At 40.3% G+C, this 21,483-nt stretch carries 17 protein-coding genes and 1 pseudogene; 6 read left to right on the top strand and 12 right to left on the bottom strand.

Translation table 11 applies throughout. The features are described 5' to 3' along the window. Positions 1-11: 11 nt before the first annotated feature. Complete coding sequence (gene cueO, locus P3L44_RS05075) at positions 12-1,628, bottom strand: multicopper oxidase CueO (RefSeq protein WP_272662034.1); 1,617 nt, start codon at positions 1,626-1,628, stop codon at positions 12-14. Positions 1,629-1,868: 240 nt separating this feature from the next. On the opposite strand from cueO, the gene P3L44_RS05070 reads away from it, so the two are divergent. Beyond that, positions 1,869-2,216 (top strand): YacC family pilotin-like protein, encoded by a 348-nt coding sequence (locus P3L44_RS05070; protein WP_096863287.1) that lies wholly within the window; start codon positions 1,869-1,871, stop codon positions 2,214-2,216. Positions 2,217-2,275: 59 nt separating this feature from the next. On the opposite strand, the gene P3L44_RS05065 is transcribed toward P3L44_RS05070, so the two are convergent. After that, positions 2,276-3,325 carry an AbrB family transcriptional regulator gene (locus P3L44_RS05065; RefSeq protein WP_110592266.1) on the bottom strand — a complete coding sequence of 350 codons (1,050 nt, stop codon included), beginning with the start codon at positions 3,323-3,325 and terminating at the stop codon, positions 2,276-2,278. 196 nt (positions 3,326-3,521) lie between these two features. Next, on the bottom strand, positions 3,522-4,154 hold the full coding sequence (locus tag P3L44_RS05060; RefSeq protein WP_004260563.1) for a TetR/AcrR family transcriptional regulator: 633 nt from the start codon (positions 4,152-4,154) through the stop codon (positions 3,522-3,524). 372 nt (positions 4,155-4,526) lie between these two features. On the opposite strand from P3L44_RS05060, the gene P3L44_RS05055 reads away from it, so the two are divergent. Continuing rightward, positions 4,527-5,744 carry a Tm-1-like ATP-binding domain-containing protein gene (locus P3L44_RS05055; protein ID WP_110592268.1) on the top strand — a complete coding sequence of 406 codons (1,218 nt, stop codon included), beginning with the start codon at positions 4,527-4,529 and terminating at the stop codon, positions 5,742-5,744. 12 nt (positions 5,745-5,756) lie between these two features. Continuing rightward, complete coding sequence (locus P3L44_RS05050; protein ID WP_004260569.1) at positions 5,757-6,584, top strand: phosphoenolpyruvate hydrolase family protein; 828 nt, start codon at positions 5,757-5,759, stop codon at positions 6,582-6,584. Positions 6,585-6,646: 62 nt separating this feature from the next. Here P3L44_RS05050 and P3L44_RS05045 read toward each other — a convergent pair whose 3' ends face one another. Together P3L44_RS05045 and P3L44_RS05040 are read right to left on the bottom strand one after the other, a co-directional pair. Continuing rightward, positions 6,647-7,381, bottom strand: coding sequence for a hypothetical protein (locus tag P3L44_RS05045; RefSeq protein ID WP_004260570.1), 735 nt, complete (start codon positions 7,379-7,381; stop codon positions 6,647-6,649). Between the two features lie 170 nt (positions 7,382-7,551). After that, positions 7,552-8,448, bottom strand: a complete 897-nt coding sequence (locus tag P3L44_RS05040; protein ID WP_136133972.1) for a diaminopimelate dehydrogenase — start codon at positions 8,446-8,448, stop codon at positions 7,552-7,554. A 199-nt stretch (positions 8,449-8,647) separates the two neighbouring features. On the opposite strand from P3L44_RS05040, the gene P3L44_RS05035 reads away from it, so the two are divergent. Both P3L44_RS05035 and P3L44_RS05030 read left to right on the top strand, forming a co-directional pair. Then, entirely contained in the window at positions 8,648-9,994 is a 1,347-nt protein-coding gene (locus tag P3L44_RS05035) for an MATE family efflux transporter (protein ID WP_004260574.1), read from the top strand. 208 nt (positions 9,995-10,202) lie between these two features. Beyond that, positions 10,203-11,525 carry a serine dehydratase subunit alpha family protein gene (locus P3L44_RS05030; RefSeq protein WP_272662033.1) on the top strand — a complete coding sequence of 441 codons (1,323 nt, stop codon included), beginning with the start codon at positions 10,203-10,205 and terminating at the stop codon, positions 11,523-11,525. Positions 11,526-11,890: 365 nt separating this feature from the next. Here P3L44_RS05030 and yjiA read toward each other — a convergent pair whose 3' ends face one another. From yjiA to P3L44_RS04995, 7 genes and pseudogenes are all read right to left on the bottom strand, one after another. Beyond that, complete coding sequence (gene yjiA / locus P3L44_RS05025; RefSeq protein ID WP_272662032.1) at positions 11,891-12,859, bottom strand: GTPase; 969 nt, start codon at positions 12,857-12,859, stop codon at positions 11,891-11,893. A 22-nt stretch (positions 12,860-12,881) separates the two neighbouring features. Beyond that, complete coding sequence (locus P3L44_RS05020; protein ID WP_004260586.1) at positions 12,882-13,085, bottom strand: YbdD/YjiX family protein; 204 nt, start codon at positions 13,083-13,085, stop codon at positions 12,882-12,884. Positions 13,086-13,186: 101 nt separating this feature from the next. Then, entirely contained in the window at positions 13,187-15,340 is a 2,154-nt protein-coding gene (locus P3L44_RS05015; protein ID WP_004260588.1) for a carbon starvation CstA family protein, read from the bottom strand. Between the two features lie 429 nt (positions 15,341-15,769). Next, positions 15,770-16,225, bottom strand: coding sequence for a WG repeat-containing protein (locus tag P3L44_RS05010; RefSeq protein WP_272662031.1), 456 nt, complete (start codon positions 16,223-16,225; stop codon positions 15,770-15,772). A 221-nt stretch (positions 16,226-16,446) separates the two neighbouring features. Continuing rightward, entirely contained in the window at positions 16,447-17,625 is a 1,179-nt protein-coding gene (purT, locus tag P3L44_RS05005) for a formate-dependent phosphoribosylglycinamide formyltransferase (RefSeq protein ID WP_272662030.1), read from the bottom strand. 122 nt (positions 17,626-17,747) lie between these two features. Further along, positions 17,748-18,675, bottom strand: a pseudogene (gene rarD / locus P3L44_RS05000) (EamA family transporter RarD). A gap of 172 nt (positions 18,676-18,847) precedes the next feature. After that, entirely contained in the window at positions 18,848-19,795 is a 948-nt protein-coding gene (locus P3L44_RS04995) for an aminoimidazole riboside kinase (RefSeq protein WP_140171280.1), read from the bottom strand. 203 nt (positions 19,796-19,998) lie between these two features. Between P3L44_RS04995 and P3L44_RS04990 the strand changes: the two genes are divergently transcribed. Continuing rightward, positions 19,999-21,453 (top strand): glycoside hydrolase family 32 protein, encoded by a 1,455-nt coding sequence (locus tag P3L44_RS04990; RefSeq protein WP_272662029.1) that lies wholly within the window; start codon positions 19,999-20,001, stop codon positions 21,451-21,453. Positions 21,454-21,483: the final 30 nt, after the last annotated feature.

Raw genomic sequence — 21,483 nt, 5'->3', positions numbered from 1 at the left:
AAATATTGCTGTTAACTGACAGTGAAGCCCAACATCATTCCTGTATCTTCATGCTCCAAAAGATGGCAATGGGCCATATAAGGGTGCTGTTGAGTTGCAGGGTGTTTAAACTCGACTAAAATTTCACTCACCTGCCCTTCCACTTTAACAATATCTTTCCACCCTTGGCGATGAGGTGCTACGGCTTGGCCGTTTTCTTTTAGGATACGAAAACGTGTGCCATGGACGTGGAATGGGTGCAACATCATATCGCCACGCCCTGAAACGACCCAAATTTCTTGCTGATTCATAGGGGCATTAAATGCGGGATGCGTCATTGAGAAAACTTGCCCATTAATAGTATTCGCATTATGAATATCCAAGCCATCAGAGCCTGTACCACAGTGGCCGCCACTTCCCATTTTGCCATTCATATTTCCATGATTCATATTACCTGCATTCATGTTACCGTGGTTCATATTTCCCATCATTGCACCATGACCGCCCATGTTACCCATGGCTTGGTCGCCATATTTTTCACGTAACATCATCATGCCTTGCATGTCCAAACGCATATCCATCATTAAGTGGAAACGACGGCGATTTAAGCCAGCAAGAGAAGGAATAGCAGACATTGCTGCAAGTGTTGATGGTAAGTCACCTTCTCCCTTCGTCAACGTTGTTTCAATACGCAGTACTGGCAAAGGCTGGTCAAATGGTGCGATCGTCATACCCATTTGCCCGACAGGTAGAGTTACCAAATCGAATGCACGACCATCGGAGGCATCAATTAATACTTCAAAACGCTCTCCCATCAAGATAGGTAATTCTGTTACCGCAATCGGCTCGGCTAATAAACCACCATCACTCGCAACGACATACATTTTACGTCCATCACTGGTGGATATATTTAAACTTCTAGCATTACAGCCATTCAATAGCCTTAAGCGCAGCCAACCTTTCGGGGCAACATGTTTAGGATAAACAGCACCATTCGTTAGCATGATGTCACCGAACCACCCCACAGCCGCACTCATCACATCAAGCTGGTAATCAATTTGCCCATCATCTTTTAAGCGTTTGTCTTGCAAAATGACAGGAATATCATCAACACCCCAATCGCTTGGTAAGCCGTGTTTTGTGCTGGCATCATCTTTAATTAATACAAGACCAGCTAACCCCATCGCCACTTGGTAGCCAGTTTTTCCATGAGTATGAGGATGGAACCAACATGTCGCTTCGCTTTGATTTACCGTAAAATTCACTTTACGGCTTGTATCTGGTTGGATTATCGCTTGGGGGCCGCCATCTTGTTCACCTGAAATTTCTAAACCATGCCAATGAACTGTCGTGTCTTCTGCCAGTTTGTTAATAATATTGATATTAACATTTTGTCCATTTTTCAAACTAATTGCAGGGCCTAATAAATTACCGTTATAACCCCATGTCGTCGTTTGCTTTCCTGGAACAAATTGCGAAACGCCCTGCTGAATAACGACCTGAATGTTGCCTTGCGCATCAGGCTCCAATAAGGGTGGAATCGCTAATGTTGGATAATTTCCTGCTGCTACCGCGATGCGGCTCCAAATAGGCAGCGCACTTGCAGCATATGTGATAGCACTTAACTTAAGAAAATCGCGACGTAGCATTGATAACCTTCCTTTTATTTATCAAATCGATAATCATCAGTGGTGTAATTTATGACAAATTACACTTTCGAAGCAAAACATGGTTTAATGGAGGTATGATAAAGCTTCCCCTTACAGGAAGGTCAATAAAGCCACTCTAAAAATGTGGGTTTATTACATGGATTTAAGAAAAATATAGTTGACTAACAATTCTATTCTTATGCTAACGTAACTTGACATAGAAAACAGATAGAATAACGAATGCGCAAATTTATATTGATGTCATGCTTAATGACTCTGTTAGGGATAACCAATTCTGCCAGAGCCCTTTCCAACAACGAAGCTGAAGATCTTGCTGATCTCACGGCCGTTTTTATTTATCTAAAATATGATTGCGGGTATTCACAAATCCCAGATAGAGAAATTGAACGTGCCATTGTTTACTTTGCTAAAAGTAACAAATGGGACCTTAGCAACTATAATGCGGAAAAAATGACCGCCCTTAACAAAGAAAGTTATAGTGACCTAAAAGGGATACCACTCACCACTGAGTTTAAATGCCAGTCCCTTGCACGGGATTCTCTTGGCCTCTTTGCTTACGTCAAGTAAGCTGATAAGAAAACCCATCAAGAAAACATGCCAAAATATCGCCTGCATGTTTTCTTTCTTTACTCTAAATTATTCTTTCTTTTCTGCCTTCTTTCTTGCCAAAACAAAGCTATCGATGGAATACTTTGAATAATTACCATCCTGATAATATGGTTTGACATAACAAAGCCTGCATCTAAATTCATGGTAATTGCTGCGAATGTCATCGCTTCCATACTTCCCGGGGCCCAAGCTAACAGTAACACCGAAATATCATAGCCTGTAATCCAAGATGCAAATACCGTGATAAGAAAAGTCAGCACGATATTAACCACCACGACTTGAGCTGAAGAGTATATATTTTTAATCAACGAGGAAAGTGGGAACACAATGAAATGGTTACCAATGTTCATCCCAATCAATACCATACTAAGTTCAGTCAACATCAGTGGAAAATTCAATGGGATATCAGCCCAACCTTGAATGAGTGTTGCCGCCGCTAATGACGTCAACATAAAAGGCGCAGGAACTTTTAAACGCTGTAAAATGGCCCCTGAAATCACCCCAACAGCAATAATAAGCAGCAGCCATCCCGTTGAAATTAATGTCAATTCTGGCAATTCTATTATCGGTTGTGGGTCACCATCACTGCCAACAACAATTCCTGCTAATAAGATAAGAATAATTAAGCGAATTGTATGGGAAATAACAATTTTCTGAGGCGGTGTATGGGTGTGGTCTGTTAATGCGAGGATTGCCGCCATAGCACCGGGTACAGAGCCAAGCATTGCCTCTTGTTTTGTCCAACCGACTTTCCGGTAAAACCAAAAAAAACTAAACGAAAATTGCACAGCCAAACAAACAACCAACATCAATAATAAAAGAAATAAATTGTCCGCTTCATTAAGAGATACTTGATTGAACATCAAGCCCACAGAGGTTCCCAACGTGACTTGAACAAAACTAATGGTGTGTTTAGGAATTGCGAAGGAAATACCAAAACGATGAAAAATGATAATGGCAATGATCGGGCCAAACATCAATGCAAGGGGAACTCCTAGGTAAGTAAGCCCGCCACCGATTAAAGCACAGATGGAAATCCCACCTATCATTTTTAATAATTTCTTCATATGGTATTAACCATTAAGTCTTTTTATATCCCTAATTTATATCATATTATTTAAGCCATATAGCTTTAGTTTTTATTTATTTATCACCCTAGTGATATCCACCAACATTTATCTATTTATTAGGTTTTGATCTTATTATTTTAACTTGGTCTGAAAAAATCTTTTTAACTTAGATTGACACGGTACAGTGAAAAATTTATTTCCTTCTCTTTATGTTATCAGCATGAGCTTGGTTCATAACCGCTTTGGACATCCATTGCGCTAATTGTGTTACTTGAGCATCATCCATTTTCCAAATATCTTTTAGTACTAAAAATATTTCAGAACCATAAATAACAGAAAAAGCACGAATCACTTTATCAATAATTTCTTGCGGATATTCTGATTTCATTGGCGATGTGACCATTGCAAGAATTTCTTTACGATTACCGCGTTCTAGACGCTTATCTTTAATGCTTTGTGGAGCTGCTCGCCCCTGTGCCCACTGCTGTAATGATACTTGCAGCGCGGCTCGTAAAACACCTTCATGTTCAAACATACGTGGAAAAGCATAGGTTAATAGCTCGTCAATACGCTCTTCGGTTTGCTCACTTTGCGGGCGCCAAGTTAAAATAGGACCTAAACTTTCATTAACCGTTGCAGTAATTAAATCGGCTTGTGTCGGAAAATAACGATAAGCTGTCGCACGAGAAACTCCCGCCTCAAGTGCCAACTCAGAAACAGAAGGCATCGCCCCTTTTTCAAATAAATCTAAAGCCGTCTTAATCAACAATACATAGGTTCGTTTTCGTGTCCCTTTGTATTCTGAATGCGAATTAGTTTTAGACATTAATTTATCCTTAAAATACTGTCACTTACTATAAAATGAGTTAGAGCTCATGAAAACATATAAGTGTGAATAGGTAAATGCACTTGGTTGATGATTTAAAGAAATTATTCATAAAGGTGATTTAAAAGTAATAGCAAAAATCATAACAATCACAATTATATCTTTTAAATATCCAAATATACTCAAAATAGCTCAGGTCTATAAATAATAATTTATACTATTTTATCAATAGGATAAAAACATTATCAGTCAATAACGTCATAATAAACCAAAAATGAGACTACAATCTCATTTTACAATCAACCACAATGATACTATAGTCTCATTATGATGAAAAATTCAACGCTCGTTTTACTCTGAAAGGGTTTGTATATGAAAAAACATCCGGGTTTTATTTATATTGTAACGACGCTTGACACTAAAAGTGCTGAACTATTTTATGTTAGTGAATTAATCAAAAACGCCGGATTGGCGGTACGTACTGTTGACCTGACAACACAACCAACGCAATTAGAAAAAAACGCAGATATCAGCGCACACACTGTCGCAAGTTTTCATCCACTTGGTACTGAGGCCGTTTTCTGTGGTGACCGCGGTAAAGCCATTGAAGCTATGGCACAGGCTTTCAGCCTTTATCTTGCCGCACAAACAGATGTTGCCGCTATTCTTGGTTTAGGTGGTTCGGGTGGAACCGCACTCATTACACCCGCCATGCAAGTATTGCCCGTAGGTATTCCAAAATTAATGGTTTCCACAATGGCATCAGGGGATATTTCTGGTTATATCGGCGCGAGTGATATTTCGATGATGTACTCCGTCACTGATGTATCAGGTTTGAATATCATTTCCCGCAAAGTATTAAAAAATGCTGCTAATCAAATAGCAGGAGCTGTTTGGTTTGACGACGAAGAACAACCGCATGACTTAAAACCAGCAATTGCACTAACCATGTTCGGAGTAACGACCCCATGCGTACAGCAGCTCACAACAGAGTTAGAGGCGCAATATGACTGTCTAGTCTTCCATGCGACAGGCAGTGGTGGCAAAGCCATGGAAAAACTAATTGATAGCCAGTTATTACATTCTGTTTTAGATATTACAACCACCGAAGTATGTGATTATTTATTTGGTGGGGTATTAGCTTGTGATGAAGACCGTTTTGGTGCTATTGAACGCACTCAAACCCCTTGCGTGATGTCTTGTGGAGCTCTCGATATGGTGAATTTCGGACGCCCTTCGACTGTGCCCGAACACTACCAAAATCGCTTATTTTATCATCACAACGCTCAAGTCACTTTAATGAGAACGACCAAAGAAGAAAATCAGCAAATGGGTCGTTGGATTGCAGAAAAATTAAATCGTTGTAATGGTGAAGTGCGCTTTATCATCCCAACAGCAGGCTTTTCAGCATTAGATGTTGATGGTGCTCCATTTTGGGATCCTATCGCAGATCAAGCCTTCATTGATGCTTTAACAGCAAATTTAATAATAACAGAGAAAAGACAACTTATTTTGAGTCCTTATCATATTAACTCCACAGAGTTTTGTGACCAGGTTATTCAGCTTCACCAGGAAATTTTGAACAAATAATAGAGGTTAACTATGAAACATAACCGCGCAGATTTATTAAAAAAATTTAGAGACATGATTGCTCGGGGAGAACCAATCATCGGTGGTGGCGCAGGAACAGGGCTATCTGCTAAATGCGAAGAAGCGGGCGGTATCGATTTAATCGTTATCTATAACTCAGGCCGTTACCGCATGGCAGGTAGAGGTTCACTTGCAGGCTTATTAGCCTATGGCAATGCGAATGAAATCGTTATGGATATGGCAAAAGAGGTTTTACCCGTAGTAAAACATACTCCTGTCCTTGCGGGTGTGAATGGAACAGACCCATTCTGCCAATTCGATAAATTCCTTGATGATATCAAAGCAACAGGTTTCGCAGGAGTGCAAAATTTCCCTACCGTCGGCTTAATTGATGGCAATTTCCGCGCCAACTTAGAAGAAACCGGAATGGGTTATGGGTTAGAAGTTGAGATGATCCGTCTCGCTCATGAGAAAGATTTGCTCACTACGCCTTACGTTTTTAGCGCTGAAGATGCCATTGCGATGACTAAAGCTGGTGCCGACATTATTGTGCCACATATGGGGCTAACGACTGGGGGGAATATTGGAGCAGAAACCGCCCTGACGCTCAAAGATTGCGTTCCACTAATCAATGAATGGGCAAAAGCGGCAAAATCAGTACGCGAAGATGTGATTGTTCTGTGCCACGGTGGCCCAATAGCCACCCCTGAAGATGCTGAATATATTTTAGCCAACTGCCCTGATTGCCATGGTTTCTATGGTGCCAGCTCAATGGAACGTTTACCAACAGAAGTGGCATTAACCGCCACCACACAAAAATTTAAATCAATTACACGTTAGTTTTTTTACTTTATATTTTGCCAACACCAGGCGCCTACTTCGGTAGGCGTTTTTTTATCTTTCTAGCCACGAAAGTTACTTCCCTTTTTCTGGTAAATAGAATGCCCTTTGCATAAGAAATGTGTTAGACAAGCCATAAATATAGGCATACCAAAGTAGAGCACGCCAAAGGCAAAAGCCACATGGGGTTTCTCCGGGAATTCACCACCGCTAGAAATACTCGAATAATAGTCAATCGACCTTAAATATTCAGGCGTTAATCCGCCATAAGGCACGAGGAAAGATAAAATTAACACCGAGAAAATACAGAACATAAAATTGAGTGCCATTAATGCTGAATAGCCCATATTTTCTGAACGTTCTTGCTCTGTTCGGCTGGTTAAACCAAAAAGCATTCGATTGGCAACAGTGGCACTGTATAAATATAAAATTAATGGGGAATCACCTAATACTGACATATTGATGGCCAGTGCAAAAAGACCATAGAAAAGAGCAAATAACGTTAATACTCGCCAATCACGAAATACCGCCATAAAGACGCCCGAGTGAACTAAAATAAATTCAAAAATCAGGATCAACGTCAGGTTATAAATAATTTCTACCGTATAGTATTCAGGAAAAAACCATACAGATAGAATAAAACCAACATAAAACAATGAAAAACCGTAGTTTATTATTTTAGAAAAAGCACGAATAATACTGAAAGAATGCGGGTTCTCCTTCACACTTTTTACTGAAGATTGTTCTGGGAAAAAACCTTGGTTTTTATCTTTCCCATTCCTTGGTGGTTTTACCATTAGCTCACTCCATCTCAGCAATATCATTTTATTAATAAGCTACTTGATCACACAAAAAATAAACAGTGGCTAAAGTCTGAATGGCAGGTTCAAAGCGAGGTAAAGTGTAAGAAATATCGACAAGATGGCATGAACGAATAAATGTCATGCCACAGATAGATTAAATTTAATTAAACCAGTTTGGCGATCAGCGTATCTAAATCACCTTGTAAGAAATTCACTGGTGGAATTTCAATCACTGTATATGCGCCTGCTGCTTGTTTCATCGTCGCTCGTGCGGCAGAAACCATAAATTGAGAAGTCAGTGCAGGGTTATTAATGCGCATTGAATATTCGAACAACTGGTTATGTGTTGCCCCTGAAACCCCTTTATGAGTCATGTGCACACCGTGCCCAACATCTTTTAATGCATCAATACTATCCACCTGACGAATATGTGTTTCATCAGAAGAAAAGTAGCTGTCTGCTTTAATCGCTTGAGCCACCTCATCGAACTTAGCGCCACCGTCTAATTCAACATAAACCATACGACGATGAACCCCTGTTCCTAATGGAATTGTGACAGAAAGGGCATCTTTTACGCCATTGATAGCTTTAGCGGCCACACTGTGTCCCATACTCATCCCTGGACCAAAATTCGTATAAGTTACCCCTTTTGGTGCCATTGCTAGCATCAATGTACGCATAATCGAATCCGAGCCAGGATCCCATCCGGCAGAAACAACCGCCACGCTATTATGCTGTTTCGCAACGTCATCTAAGCTGTGTTTTAGCGCCACAATATCTGAATGCACGTCAAAACTATCAACCGTATTAATACCGAGGCTCAAAACTTTAGCTGCTAATGGGCCGATAGCACGCGTTGGTGAACACAAGAGTGCAACATCAACTTTCCCAAGTTTTTCAATATCATCAACCACTTTATATCCAGAAAGCTCAGCAGGAATATCTTGCGTATTGCGACGAACTACCCCGACTAACTCAAAATCCTCAGCGGCCAGAACAGCTTCTAGTGCATAGCGACCAATGTTACCGTAGCCCACTATTGCTGCTTTAATTTTTGTCATTTTTGCTCCTATACAGTTCTGATGTTGCTTATTAAATTATTTATAGCGAAATTGAATTTAACAGAATAATTAAAAGTAAACAAAACATTAGCCTAATTAAATCAGACGCATTTTAACCCTATTTTCATTGTTAAAATCCATGTAGAATTAGCCCATCAGAAAGCTTTCCCTATCATTCATGAATATATAAAGGTTCTCAATGCATCAATCCGATGTGACTGAGCGGTCACTCTTTTCGCTCAGCTGGCCAATTTTTATCGATATTTTTCTTCATTTGGCCACATTATTAATTAATACCTACATGGTTAGTCACGTGTCTACAGCCTACCTTGCTGCTATGGGGGTGGGAAACCAAGTGTTTGACCTATTTATCACTATTTTTAACTTTATCAGTGTGGGGTGTAGCGTTGTTATAGCCCAATACCTAGGGGCTGGCCGCCGAGAAAAAGCCAGCCAAGCGATTCATATTTCAATCGCTTTTAACTTTATTCTTGGTTTTTCCAGCGCATTAGTTGCGTTATTTTTTGGCTATAGCATTCTAACTATTATGAATATGCCATCGCATTTAATGGCTGATGGTTATACTTATTTACGTATTCTAGGGATTTGTTTAATCCCTGAAGCGATTTCAATTATTTTAGCGGCATGCTTGCGGGTTTATGGTAAAGCGCAACCCGCAATGTGGGTCACATTAATCGCTAATGTGATTACAGTATTTGGTAATATCATTGTGCTTTATGGTTTCTTCGGCTTACCACAATACGGCCTTGAAGGCGTTGCTTGGTCAACAGTCGTTGGGCGTATTGTTGCCGTTATTTTACTTTTCTGCCTACTGTTTTATGGGCTGAGAATTAAATTTGTCCCAATGATGTTAATACACTGGTCACGGAAAATGTTGGGTAAGATTTTACATATTGGATTACCCTCTGCGGGGGAAAATCTTGTGTGGATCCTCCATTTTATGACCGCATCTGCGTTTATCGGTCTCATGGGGGAAACGTCTCTTGCGGCACAAACGCTCTATTTCCAATTATCATTGTTTATCATGCTGTTCGGGATCTCTATCAGTATTGGTAATGAAATTATGGTTGGCCACCTTGTTGGAGCAAAACGCTTTGAAGATGCCTTTAGGCGCGGTGTAAAAAGCCTTAAAATGGGTTTTTACGTAACAATTGGTGTCGTTATTGCTTTTTGGTTATTCCGTGATCCTATCTTAAATAATATTACTGATGACCAAGGTATTATTAAGGTACTGCTGCCATTATTTTTACTTTCGGTGTTCTTAGAGCCCGGCAGAACAATTAATATCGTGATGGTAAATGCCTTGCGTGCCTCTGGCGATGCTCGCTTTCCTCTGTGTACCGCTATTATTTTTATGTGGGGTGTCGCTATCCCATTAGGCTACTTCTTAGGCATAAAAATGGAGATGGGCCTCTTAGGTATTTGGTTAGGTTTCTTTGCTGATGAATGGTTGCGCGGCTTAACCAATGCATGGCGCTGGCGTTCACGTAAGTGGCAAAGTAAGCGTCTTGATGTAGAAAGCTAATCTGTTCAGTTATCACTCAGTCCTGCCGAATATTATAGGCAGGACTTTTGTGACTAAGCTCAAAGTTAGAAATTTTTCATTTTTATAATTCAAATTAGAGATAATATTTCTCTCCACTCTCTTTAAATCCCCTAACTTAGTGAAGTTTTTCTCCAGACTGTTGTTTAAAATAATAAAATCAAAAAAGATTTTATTAAGGGGACTTGCCATGCATGCTCAATCACAACCACTACTTTGGCAATATTTTATCAACGCAGTAAAGCAAGAAGTAAAGCCTGCCTTAGGTTGTACTGAGCCAATTTCATTGGCATATGCTGCCGCCAAAGCGGCTTCATTTCTTGATGGCAAAGTGACCCGAGTCTGTGCTTTCGTTTCCCCTAACCTCATGAAAAATGGTATGGGCGTAACCGTACCCGGAACAGGAATGGTTGGTCTACCCATTGCTGCAGCCCTTGGTGCAGTTGGCGGTGATGCTGAAGCAGGTTTAGAAGTATTAAAATCAGCATCTGCGGATGCCATTGCATTAAGTAAAACCATGTTAGCACAAGGGGCTATTACCGTTGATATTAAGCACCCTTGCGACGATGTTATCTACTCCGAAGCCACGGTATATACCCAAACAGAATCCGCAACCGTCATCATTGCGGGGTCACATACGAATATTGTTAAAATTATTCATAACAATCACACCGTATTTGATGCCACAACGGCTCAACCTCACCATGAATCTCCAGTTGACTGTGCAGCTGACATCCCACTACCGCCAGTCACTGCTAAGTCTGTGTATCAATTTGCCACCGAAGCGCCTTTAGAGGATATTCGTTTTATTCTTGAAGCCGCGCATTTAAACGAAGCCTTATCTCAAGAAGGTTTACGCAATGTTTATGGCTTACATATCGGCAAAACATTACAAACCCAGCGAGACCGTGGTTTGCTTTCAAAAGACTTAATGTCAGAAATTATGATCCGTACCTCCGCGGCTTCTGATGCACGCATGGGAGGGGCTGTATTGCCCGCAATGAGTAATTCAGGGTCAGGTAACCAAGGTATTGCAGCAACCATGCCGGTAGTTGTCACTGCAGATTATTTGCAATCTTCTGAAGAGCAACTGGCTCGAGCCTTAATGTTGTCACACTTAATGGCTATTTATATTCACAACCAGCTTCCTGCGTTATCGGCACTATGTGCTGCGACAACAGCAGCTATGGGGGCTGCTGCAGGCATCGCTTGGTTACTAGAATCCCGCTATGAAGTCGTCGCAATGGCAATTTCCAGTATGATTGGTGATGTTAGTGGTATGATTTGTGATGGTGCATCAAACAGTTGTGCAATGAAGGTGTCAACCAGTGCGAGTGCCGCTTATAAAGCCGTGCTAATGGCATTAGATAACAGCTGTGTCAGAGGGTCGGATGGTATTGTTTCTGATGATGTCGACCAGTCCATTGCCAATTTATGTTCTTTAGCTGCGGGTTCTATGAGACATACTGACGTGCAGATTATTGAAATTATGGCCGCTAAAGCGCGCCCTTAACGCCGCAGTGTTGTTAGCTACATTCGCCAACCCTAGTTACATATTTTGTATGCTCCTAGGGGGTGGATCTTTTGCCGCCTTGCTACACCGCTAATTCTTCGTCCTTAACGCCGTAGCGTTGTTGGCTGCATTCGCCAACCCTAGTCACATACTTTTGTATGCTCCTAGGGATTATATCTTTTGCCGTCTTGCTACGTCGCTAATTCTTCGCCCTTAACGCCGTAGCATTGTTGGCTACATTCGCCAACCCTAGTCACATACTTGTGTATGCTCCTAGGGATTGGCTCTTTTGCCGCCTTGCTACGCCGCTAATGACTTTGAATTTCGTTTTGAATTTCGTTTTGAAATTATTTTTTTGAATTGTTCTATTTTGAATTAACTTCTAGGGCTGCGAATTTTTCACGAATTATATCTTCTGGTAGGTCAATACCAATAAACACTAATACACTGCGGCGTTGTTCATCAACTTCCCAGTCTCTATCCCAATCCGCACTATAGAGGCGTTGAACACCTTGGAATAATAAGCGTTTTGGTTCACCCATAATGGAAAGAATTCCTTTATAACGCAGTAAGTTATCTGCAAAACCGAGTAATAGGTCTTCCATTACTTGAGAAACGGCCATCAGTTCAACAGGATAATTAAATTCAAGGACAATCGAGCCGACTTCATTTTGTTGTTTAGGCGCGAAACGGAATGTCGGTTGTTTGACATTCAACTGTGAATCCAATAAAAACCCTTCGATATCCAATAATAAACTCAGGTCGATATCACCTTGAATAACTGGGTAAATCGGTGCTCTCGCATTAATACGTTGTAAACGTTCAATTAAAGCTTCATTATTTGGCTCAATATCGGTTTTGGTCAATAAAATACGGTCTGCATAGCCAATTTGCGCTTGAGCAATAGCGAAATCATTTAATTGTTTATCAGCGTGAACAGCATCCACTAAGGTAATAATCCCATCTAATACATAACGTTCGCAGAGGATTTCATGGGAAAAAAAGGTTTGAGTGATCGGCCCGGGATCTGCCATGCCAGTGCATTCAATGAGCAGACGGTCAAAGTCTAATTTTCCACTATCAAGGCCATCTAATAGGTCTAATAAGGCATTTTCTAATTCATTCGAACGACTACAACAAATACACCCATTACTTAATGTCGTAATTTGTGTCGCACGATCACCAATTATTGCGTTATCAATGGGGACTTCACCGAACTCATTTTCAATCACTGCGATTTTATGGCCATGCTCAGCATGAAGAATATGGCTAAGGAGAGTCGTTTTACCTGCACCGAGAAAACCGGTTAAAATTGTTACGCTAATAGGTTTCATTATTGCCCTCACACTTCATTGATTAACAGCAGCGAAATCCGCCTTTACCACTACCACCATACCGTGCATCTTGTCTTTCGCGAAAAAATTCTTTATATGTCATCACAGGTTTGTCTGGATGGTTATCACTCATATGCTGCACATAAGTATCATAATCAGGAATACCAATTAACATACGTGCGGCTTGCCCGAGGTATTTTCCTGTTTTGCCGAGATTTCCAAACATCAGCCTCTCCAATACAAATGCCCTACATCATGAGCACATAATGTAGGGCGACCTTTCATTTATTGAACACCTTTCGATGTTCAAATCCGTTGAAGGGTGACTTAATGTGAAGATGAAACTTTCACGCCCTCTTTAGGTACAGGAACATAAGGTGTTTCTTTGTCTGTACGCTCTGGGTTTTTGTGTGCTTTCATCCCAACGCGGATACCGTAGAAAATGATACCGTAAACAACCACTAAGAATAGAATACTCAGCCCAGCGTTGGTGTAGTTATTAATAATAATGTGATTCATATTAGTAATTTCTTGTGCAGTTAACTCTGCACCACCTGCCGCAATCTTATCTTTATAAGATTTCGCTAAGTATAGGAACCCTTCCAGTTGTGGGTTATCACTGAATAATTTCAGTCCCAATGCCCAAGTTGTACAGATTAATAGCCATACCGCAGGTAAGACAGTCACCATAATGTATTTACTGCGTTTCATCTTAATCAATACAACTGTACTTAAGACTAAAGCAACCGCGGCTAACATTTGGTTCGAGATACCGAACAGAGGCCATAAGCTCTTAACACCGCCCAGTGGGTCAACAACGCCTTGATACAATAAGTAACCCCATAACCCAACACAGCCTGCTGTACCGATGATACCCGCAACCAGTGAATCAGTTTTCTTCAAGAACGGAACAAAGTTACCTAATAAATCTTGCAGCATAAAGCGGCCAGAACGGGTTCCTGCATCCAATGCGGTTAAGATAAACAGCGCTTCAAACAGAATACCAAAGTGATACCAGAAGCCCATATTTGCCGCAGGCATGATTTCATGGAAAACATACGCAATACCTACCGCTAATGTTGGCGCACCACCTGCACGGTTTAACACCGACGGCTCACCAATATCTTTCGCTGTTTGCATGATTTGCTCAGGTGAAATCACAAAGCCCCATGAACTCACTGTAGCGGCTGCATGAACAGACACATCTTTGAGCTGAGCCATGATAGCTGCGCCATCTGGACCACCCAGTTCATGTAAGTTAGGCATAGTAATACCTAACGCTGCCGGTGGTGTATTCATTGCAAAATACAAGCCTGGTTCGATAATAGAAGCCGCTACCAGTGCCATAATCGCAACAAATGACTCCATTAACATTGCACCATAACCGATGTAACGCGCATCTTTTTCGTTTGCTAATAACTTAGGTGTTGTCCCTGAAGAAATAAGCGCATGGAAACCGGATACCGCACCACAAGCGATGGTAATAAATAAGAATGGGAATAGAGTACCTTTCCAAACAGGACCGGAGCCATCAACAAATTGGGTGACAGCTGGCATTTTTAATTCAGGGTTTAGAATAACGATACCAATCGCTAAACCAACAATAACCCCAATTTTCAGGAAGGTCGCTAAATAGTCACGAGGCGCTAAAATTAACCATACAGGTAATAATGCTGAAACAAACGCATAACCGACTAACGCATAAGTGATCGTCGTGTCTTTGAATGTCAGTGCTGGACCCCAGTATGGGTCATGAGCAATCACACCACCAAACCAAATGGAAGCAACTAACAGAACAATACCGATAACAGAAACTTCACCTACGCGCCCCGGCCGGATATATCGCATATATATCCCCATAAACAATGCGATAGGCACTGTTGAAACAACGGTAAAGACACCCCATGGGCTTTCTGCCAAGGCTTTCACCACAATCAATGCTAATACAGCAAGGATAATGATCATGATTAGGAAGCACCCAAAGAGCGCCAGCGTTCCCGGAATCGGGCCAAGCTCCTCTTTAACAATTTCCCCTAATGATGCACCATTACGGCGTGATGAAATAAATAACACCATGAAATCTTGCACCGCACCGGCTAACACAACCCCAGCTAGTAACCATAAGGTACCGGGTAAATAGCCTACTTGCGCCGCAAGAACAGGTCCGACCAATGGCCCAGCCCCTGCAATAGCGGCAAAGTGGTGACCAAATAGAACATTTTTATTTGTCGGAACATAGTTTAAACCATCATTATTAATGACGGCTGGGGTCGCACGTGTTTCGTCCAGCTTCATCACTTTCTTAGCAATATATAAGCTGTAATAACGATATGCGATGAGATACACCGCCACAGAAGCGACGACAATCCACAGCGCACTAATGTGCTCACCGCGTCTGAGTGCAACAACCCCTAAACAGACTGCACCGATTATCCCGAGGATCATCCACGGAATGTGCTTTAAAATACCATTTTTGTTCATAGAACACCCTTCTGAGGTAAAACGAACATGCCATTGATTTTGTATTAACCATCTTAAAAAACGATATCGCTGTGTTTTCGTTGCTTATCATTTATCGTTGATGGTTTTTTAATTGGCAGTGGTTGAACTGTATTGAATTAAAAAATTGAGCTCTGCCATGGTGTATATGGTATGAAATTACACTCAGCAAATGACTAAAGTTATGCTAAGTGGTGCCATATAGAATTAAGCGGTTTGTTTTTTACTTTAAATGGTTTTAAGGAAGGGAATATGAGGTCAAAAATGTGATCCACATAACGATTCTGATTTGTTTTCAATAAGTTAAAAAATGTAACTCATATGAATAAAATGAAGTTTATTGTAAACAAATTTCACTAATAACGTGAAATCTCAACGTTAAGTTATCTAAAACTTTATAATATCTATGTGCTATTGGCGTGTAATTGTTGTCCATTTACCACCAACCCACCAACTGTGTTCAGCATCTGTTTGCGTTTCGCATCCGATACCGACTTTCGCTTTCCCTGCTTCAAAGGGATACGCGCAATCATAAATTGCATCAACCACGATTTCCCCAGTAATTGCGTCTGCAAAACCAATTTTATTTTCTTTGCGAATTCGATATACCCCGTCTTGCGCTTCATCAGGCCAATTATCAAAATAGTAAAGTTGGTAAATCTCTTGTCCTTTTTGGTCAAAAACAGCCAAACCTTTATTCGATGATTTACCTAAGCAATACTTAAATGAAGATTGTTGCTCAAAACACTCGATTTTATCTTTTTCGTTCTCTACCCATAAACTGAATTGTTGTTCAAGATTTTGCGCTGTTGATAAAAAAGATATTAATCCTAATGACATTAAACCAACTACATAATGAATCATCATAACTTTCCTTATTCTACTTTTATGCCTACTAAGTGATAAGACGCTAAGCTCATCAACTTTGCTCTATTAAATACTCTCTTAATTAAAGATAGCGGATATCTATTTCAGTGAAACTAGGAATAAAGGTAAATAAAGTCTTATATGAAGATAATCTCAAAGTTAAAATTAAAGTATACAAGCGCTCACTAACTTAGAGTCATTGAGCGCAAAATTCATCAAGATCAACCAGAAACACACACTGTATTCGCGGTTTTCTTCGCCATATCTAATGCATTTTCAATAGAATCCGCAATCGCCAAAGCCACACCTAACCGACGAGTTCCTGCAATTTCAGGTTTACCAAATAACCGTAATTGGGTGTCAGACCCCAAAGCAGCACCAATATTTGAAAAAACCACATTTTGGCTTTGTAAATTAGGTAAAATAACCGCTGAAGCACTCGGCCCATATTGACGGATCACGCCAATTGGGAAACCAAGAAATGCACGAACATGTAATGCAAATTCAGATAAACTCTGCGAAATAAGCGTCACCATCCCCGTATCATGGGGACGAGGCGAAACCTCATTAAAAATGATATCGTCACCACATACGAATAATTCAACACCAAATATTCCATAACCTCCTAGAGAGGTTACAATTTTCTTGGCAATGTCTTGCGCTTTTTTCAACGCAGCCTCACTCATGTACTGCGGCTGCCAAGACTCACGGTAATCCCCTTTTTCTTGTCGGTGACCTATAGGCGCACAAAAGTGAATACCATCCACCGCACTGACTGTTAACAATGTAATTTCAAAATCAAAATTAACCATTTTTTCAACAATTACACGCCCCTGCCCTGCTCGACCACCTTGCTGCGAATAATCCCAAGCCTGATCTAATTCTGCTTGAGAGCGGATCACACTTTGTCCCTTTCCTGATGAACTCATCACAGGCTTAACAATACAGGGAAACCCAATTTTTTCTGCCGCTGCAATAAAATCGGGGTTACTGTCTACAAATTGATACTCTGATGTTGGCAATTTCAACTCTTCTGCCGCTAAACGACGGATCCCTTCTCTATCCATAGTAAGTACAATGGCTTTCGCAGACGGAACCACTTTTTGTCCTTGCTGTTCAAGCTCCATCAATACCTGTGTCGCAATTGCTTCAATTTCAGGCACGATAATATCAGGTTTTTCCCGTGAGACTATTTGTTTCAGCGCTTCGCCATCAAGCATGTTTATCGTATAACTGCGGTGTGCAATATGCATCGCTGGCGCATTATCATAGCGATCAACCGCAATAACTTCGATGCCCAATCGTTGACATTCAATCGCAACTTCTTTGCCTAACTCTCCAGCACCTAACAGCATGACTTTTGTTGCAGATTTACACAGCGCAGTACCTAATTGATTCATGATTGATGACCTTACCGACAAAAAGTTGATACCCATTATATACGCAATCGTTTGCTTTTACTATCAAGGAAAAAATACCATAAAAAAAATTTTTATAATCAATTGATAATATTTGTAATTATTTAATCTAATGGCGTTTGGTCGCGCCCAGTAATAAAAGGTTCTTTGTGAGAAAATTTAATATACTGTTTGCGTAAAATAGCTAATACACAAAACATTAAACCAATCCAAATAAGTGAAAAACTAATACCTTTGACCCAATCAAAGAGCTCATTAAATAAAAATACGGCCAATAAAAATTGAATTGTTGGTTCTATATATTGCGCTAAACCAATCACCGTTAATGATGTCCGTTTAATTGCTGCGGTAAAAAAGAGCAAAGGAATTATCGTGACAGGCGCCGCTAACATATAAAGAACTTTAATTTGCCAATCCCCTTGCGCCACGGCACTTAGACCATGAGATGCTAACCACCAAGTGATCGTTATTGCAATAGGAAGCAACCAAAGTGCTTCTAGAAATAAAGACGTAATCACATCAAATCGAATAAATTTACGGATTAACCCATAGACTGCAAAAGCACTCCCCATTACTAACGCTAAAATAGGTAATTCACCATACTGCCAAATTTGGTAACCGACCCCCCGCACAAATAAAAATAACAGCCATTTTTTCTGCAAAAACAAGCCGTTCGCGAAGGAACAAAACACCAAGTAAAATAGAAAATAATGGGTTAATAAAATAGCCAAGACTAGCAGCTAACACCTGCCCGTGGGTTAATGCATAAGTAAATGTTGTCCAAGATATCGCCATAACCGACGAACTAAATAAACACAGGATTATCGACTGTTTGTCAGACCATACCTCACGCCATAAAGATTTATTTTTGATAATTAAGCGAACAAGAAAAAGTATAGGTACAGACCAGATAAGACGTTCTGCAAGTAGCTCTAAAGGTTCCGCACCGGGAAGTAAACGATAAAATAATGGTGTTATTCCCCATAAGATATAGGAAAAAATAGCAAGAGCTACTCCCGAGCGAAGCAACATGATTTATCCACAATAAAATCTGATTAAATAATATTAGCTACTTATCATACGCCAAAATGCAAAAAATAAAACTTGCCACCACCATAATATAATTTGAATTATATCAAGTATTCTTAAACTAAAAGGTAACTATATCGCTACCTTTTAGTTGCTCAATACACATATATTCTCATCAAAAAACATCGCGTTGATGTAATGGCGGTTGCTGCTGCATAAATACAAATAATTCCTGTTGTGTCGGAGCCGCAGCGATAGCGCCTTTTTTAGTTGTCGCTAATGCACCACAAGCCGTAGCTTGCGAGATGACCTTCATCAATCCCTCTTTTTCGTTGACTAGCCCATATTGTGAGATGGCCGCCAATAACCCTGCCATAAATGCGTCACCTGCACCAGTAGTATCAATACTTTCAACTAAATAAGCACTTACGGCTATTTGAACTGAGGGGGTGAACACCTGACAACCTTTAGCACCTTGAGTCACAATTTTTAATTGAGCAGAGTAATTTTGCAATTTAGCTATGGCATTCTCAAAACGACTTTCTTGCGTTAACCACAGCAATTCATCATCCGAAAGTTTTAAAATATCTGCTTGTTTTGCAAAATTATCAACAATTTGGTGCATTTCGTCGGGATCTGACCACATTTGCGGACGAATGTTAATATCAAAGCTCAGTAATCCGCCAGCGAGCTTGAGTTGTTCGATAGCTGTCGATAGTGATGCTCTGCATTGATGGTGCACCAGAGCTAATGAGCAAAAATGCAAAATATCATTACCAAATTGCGGTAAATTATTTATCGTTAAAAATTGGTCGGCCGAAGGAGAAACTAAAAAAGAAAATTCACGTTCTCCATTTTCGTGTAACGAGACGAGAACAGTACTTGTTTTATACTTTTCATCAAACTCCATCGCACTAGTATCAACCCCTATATCAAATAGGGTTTTCTGCATAAAATGCCCAAAAGCTTCTTCGCCGACTCGCCCAATAAAACCACTGTTTTGCCCTAAGCGTGCAACACCCGCGGCAACATTCACAGGTGCTCCACCAGCACAAGCTTCATATTGCATATTTTGAAGGGGGATTAAATCAATGACAGCATCCCCTAACGCCCAAACTTTCATTATGTCTCCTTTGCGAGTTTTATATTTTTAACCTTCATTCTTATTCATAGCTAGCACATTACCAACTCATAAAAATAAAACTAGTAAACGCAAACTGTTAACGTTAACATTGAGTATAAAGAAACCAGCAAATAAACGCACCTATTATTGAATTTCATGTGCTTATTTTGTTATTGCGATCGAAAAACATTCAGGAAGCCATAATGAAAAAACAACTTGAACTAGCCAACGAAGCCATCAAAACAGCAAGGAAAAATATGGACTTGCATTTTTACCCACAATACCACCTTGCCCCTTATGCAGGCTGGATGAATGACCCTAATGGTTTGATCTATCATCAAGGCCAATACCATGCATTTTATCAACATCATCCATTTAGTGCGATTTGGGGCCCCATGCATTGGGGGCATGCAACAAGTACAGATATGGTACATTGGGAACATCAGGCAATTGCGTTAGCACCTAGTGAAGACTATGACCGAGATGGTTGTTTCTCAGGATCTGCAATTAGTTACGATAATAAATTATATCTGTTCTACACGGGCCACATCTGGTTAGCAAATCCAGGTGATGATAGTCAAATCATCCAATCACAATGTGTTGCAATCAGTGAAGATGGTATTCATTTCGAAAAGAAAGGTGTTGTACTTTCTGCACCCGATGGTTATATGCACTTTCGAGATCCTAAAGTTTGGCGACAAGATGGAAAATGGTGGATGGTCGTCGGAGCAAGAGACTCCCAAGATCAAGGACAAATACTTTTATTTAAGAGTACAGACTTATTAAATTGGGATCAAAACTACCAAGTTCTGGCAAAAACTGACGACGATAATGTTTATATGTGGGAATGTCCTGATTTCTTTCCATTAGGCGAACAATTTGTTGCCCTCTTTTCACCTCAAGGAAAAAAGGCAAAAAATTATCAGTATCGAAATCTATTTCAAAATGGTTATTTGGTTGGTAATTGGTCTCCTAATTCATCTTATAAAATTTCACATGCATTTACAGAACTTGATTTTGGCCAAGACTTTTACGCACCTCAAACCTTTTTAGCTAAAGATGGCCGCCGTATCGCTATCGCTTGGATGGATATGTGGGAAAGCCATATGCCCACACAAAAACATGGGTGGTCAGGATGTTTTACTTTACCTAGAGAGCTAAAACTGAATGAACAAGGTAAAATTATCGCTAAACCTATAGAGGAATTGAAAACATTACGTCAGTCCGCAAGCCATTTTCCTGCAACAACACTAGCTAAAAACAGCACAATCATACTGAATGAGAATGCGACAAGTTGTGAAATAGAACTTATCTGGGACTTACCGCAAAGCCCTGCTGAAAAATTCGGCTTTTGGGTAGGATACGGCGTACAGTTTTACATTGATAACCAAAGTCAGCAATTAACCTTAATACGTCATTACCCTGAATATACAATTAGTGATAGTCGTTGTGCGCCAATACCTGAAGGTCATCAACTTAAAATAAATGCTTTTATCGATCACTCTAGTTTGGAAGTATTTATTAATGATGGTGAAGTCAATTTTAGTTGTCGAATCTACCCCCATCAAAGTGAGCGGGACTTAAGATTATTTGCAATAAATCAGCAAGCAAAGCTCGAAAAAGCAATTTATTGGGAGATCAAAAAATCCATTGAATAGCAAGCTACTAGATTTGCTTTTCTCTGCAAG

It is taken from the genome of Providencia sp. PROV175 (assembly GCF_032707045.1).
In the GTDB taxonomy this organism is placed as follows: domain Bacteria; phylum Pseudomonadota; class Gammaproteobacteria; order Enterobacterales; family Enterobacteriaceae; genus Providencia; species Providencia hangzhouensis.
The sequence above is the reverse complement of the archived record's forward strand: the minus strand, read 5'-3'. Positions and strand labels throughout refer to the sequence as shown.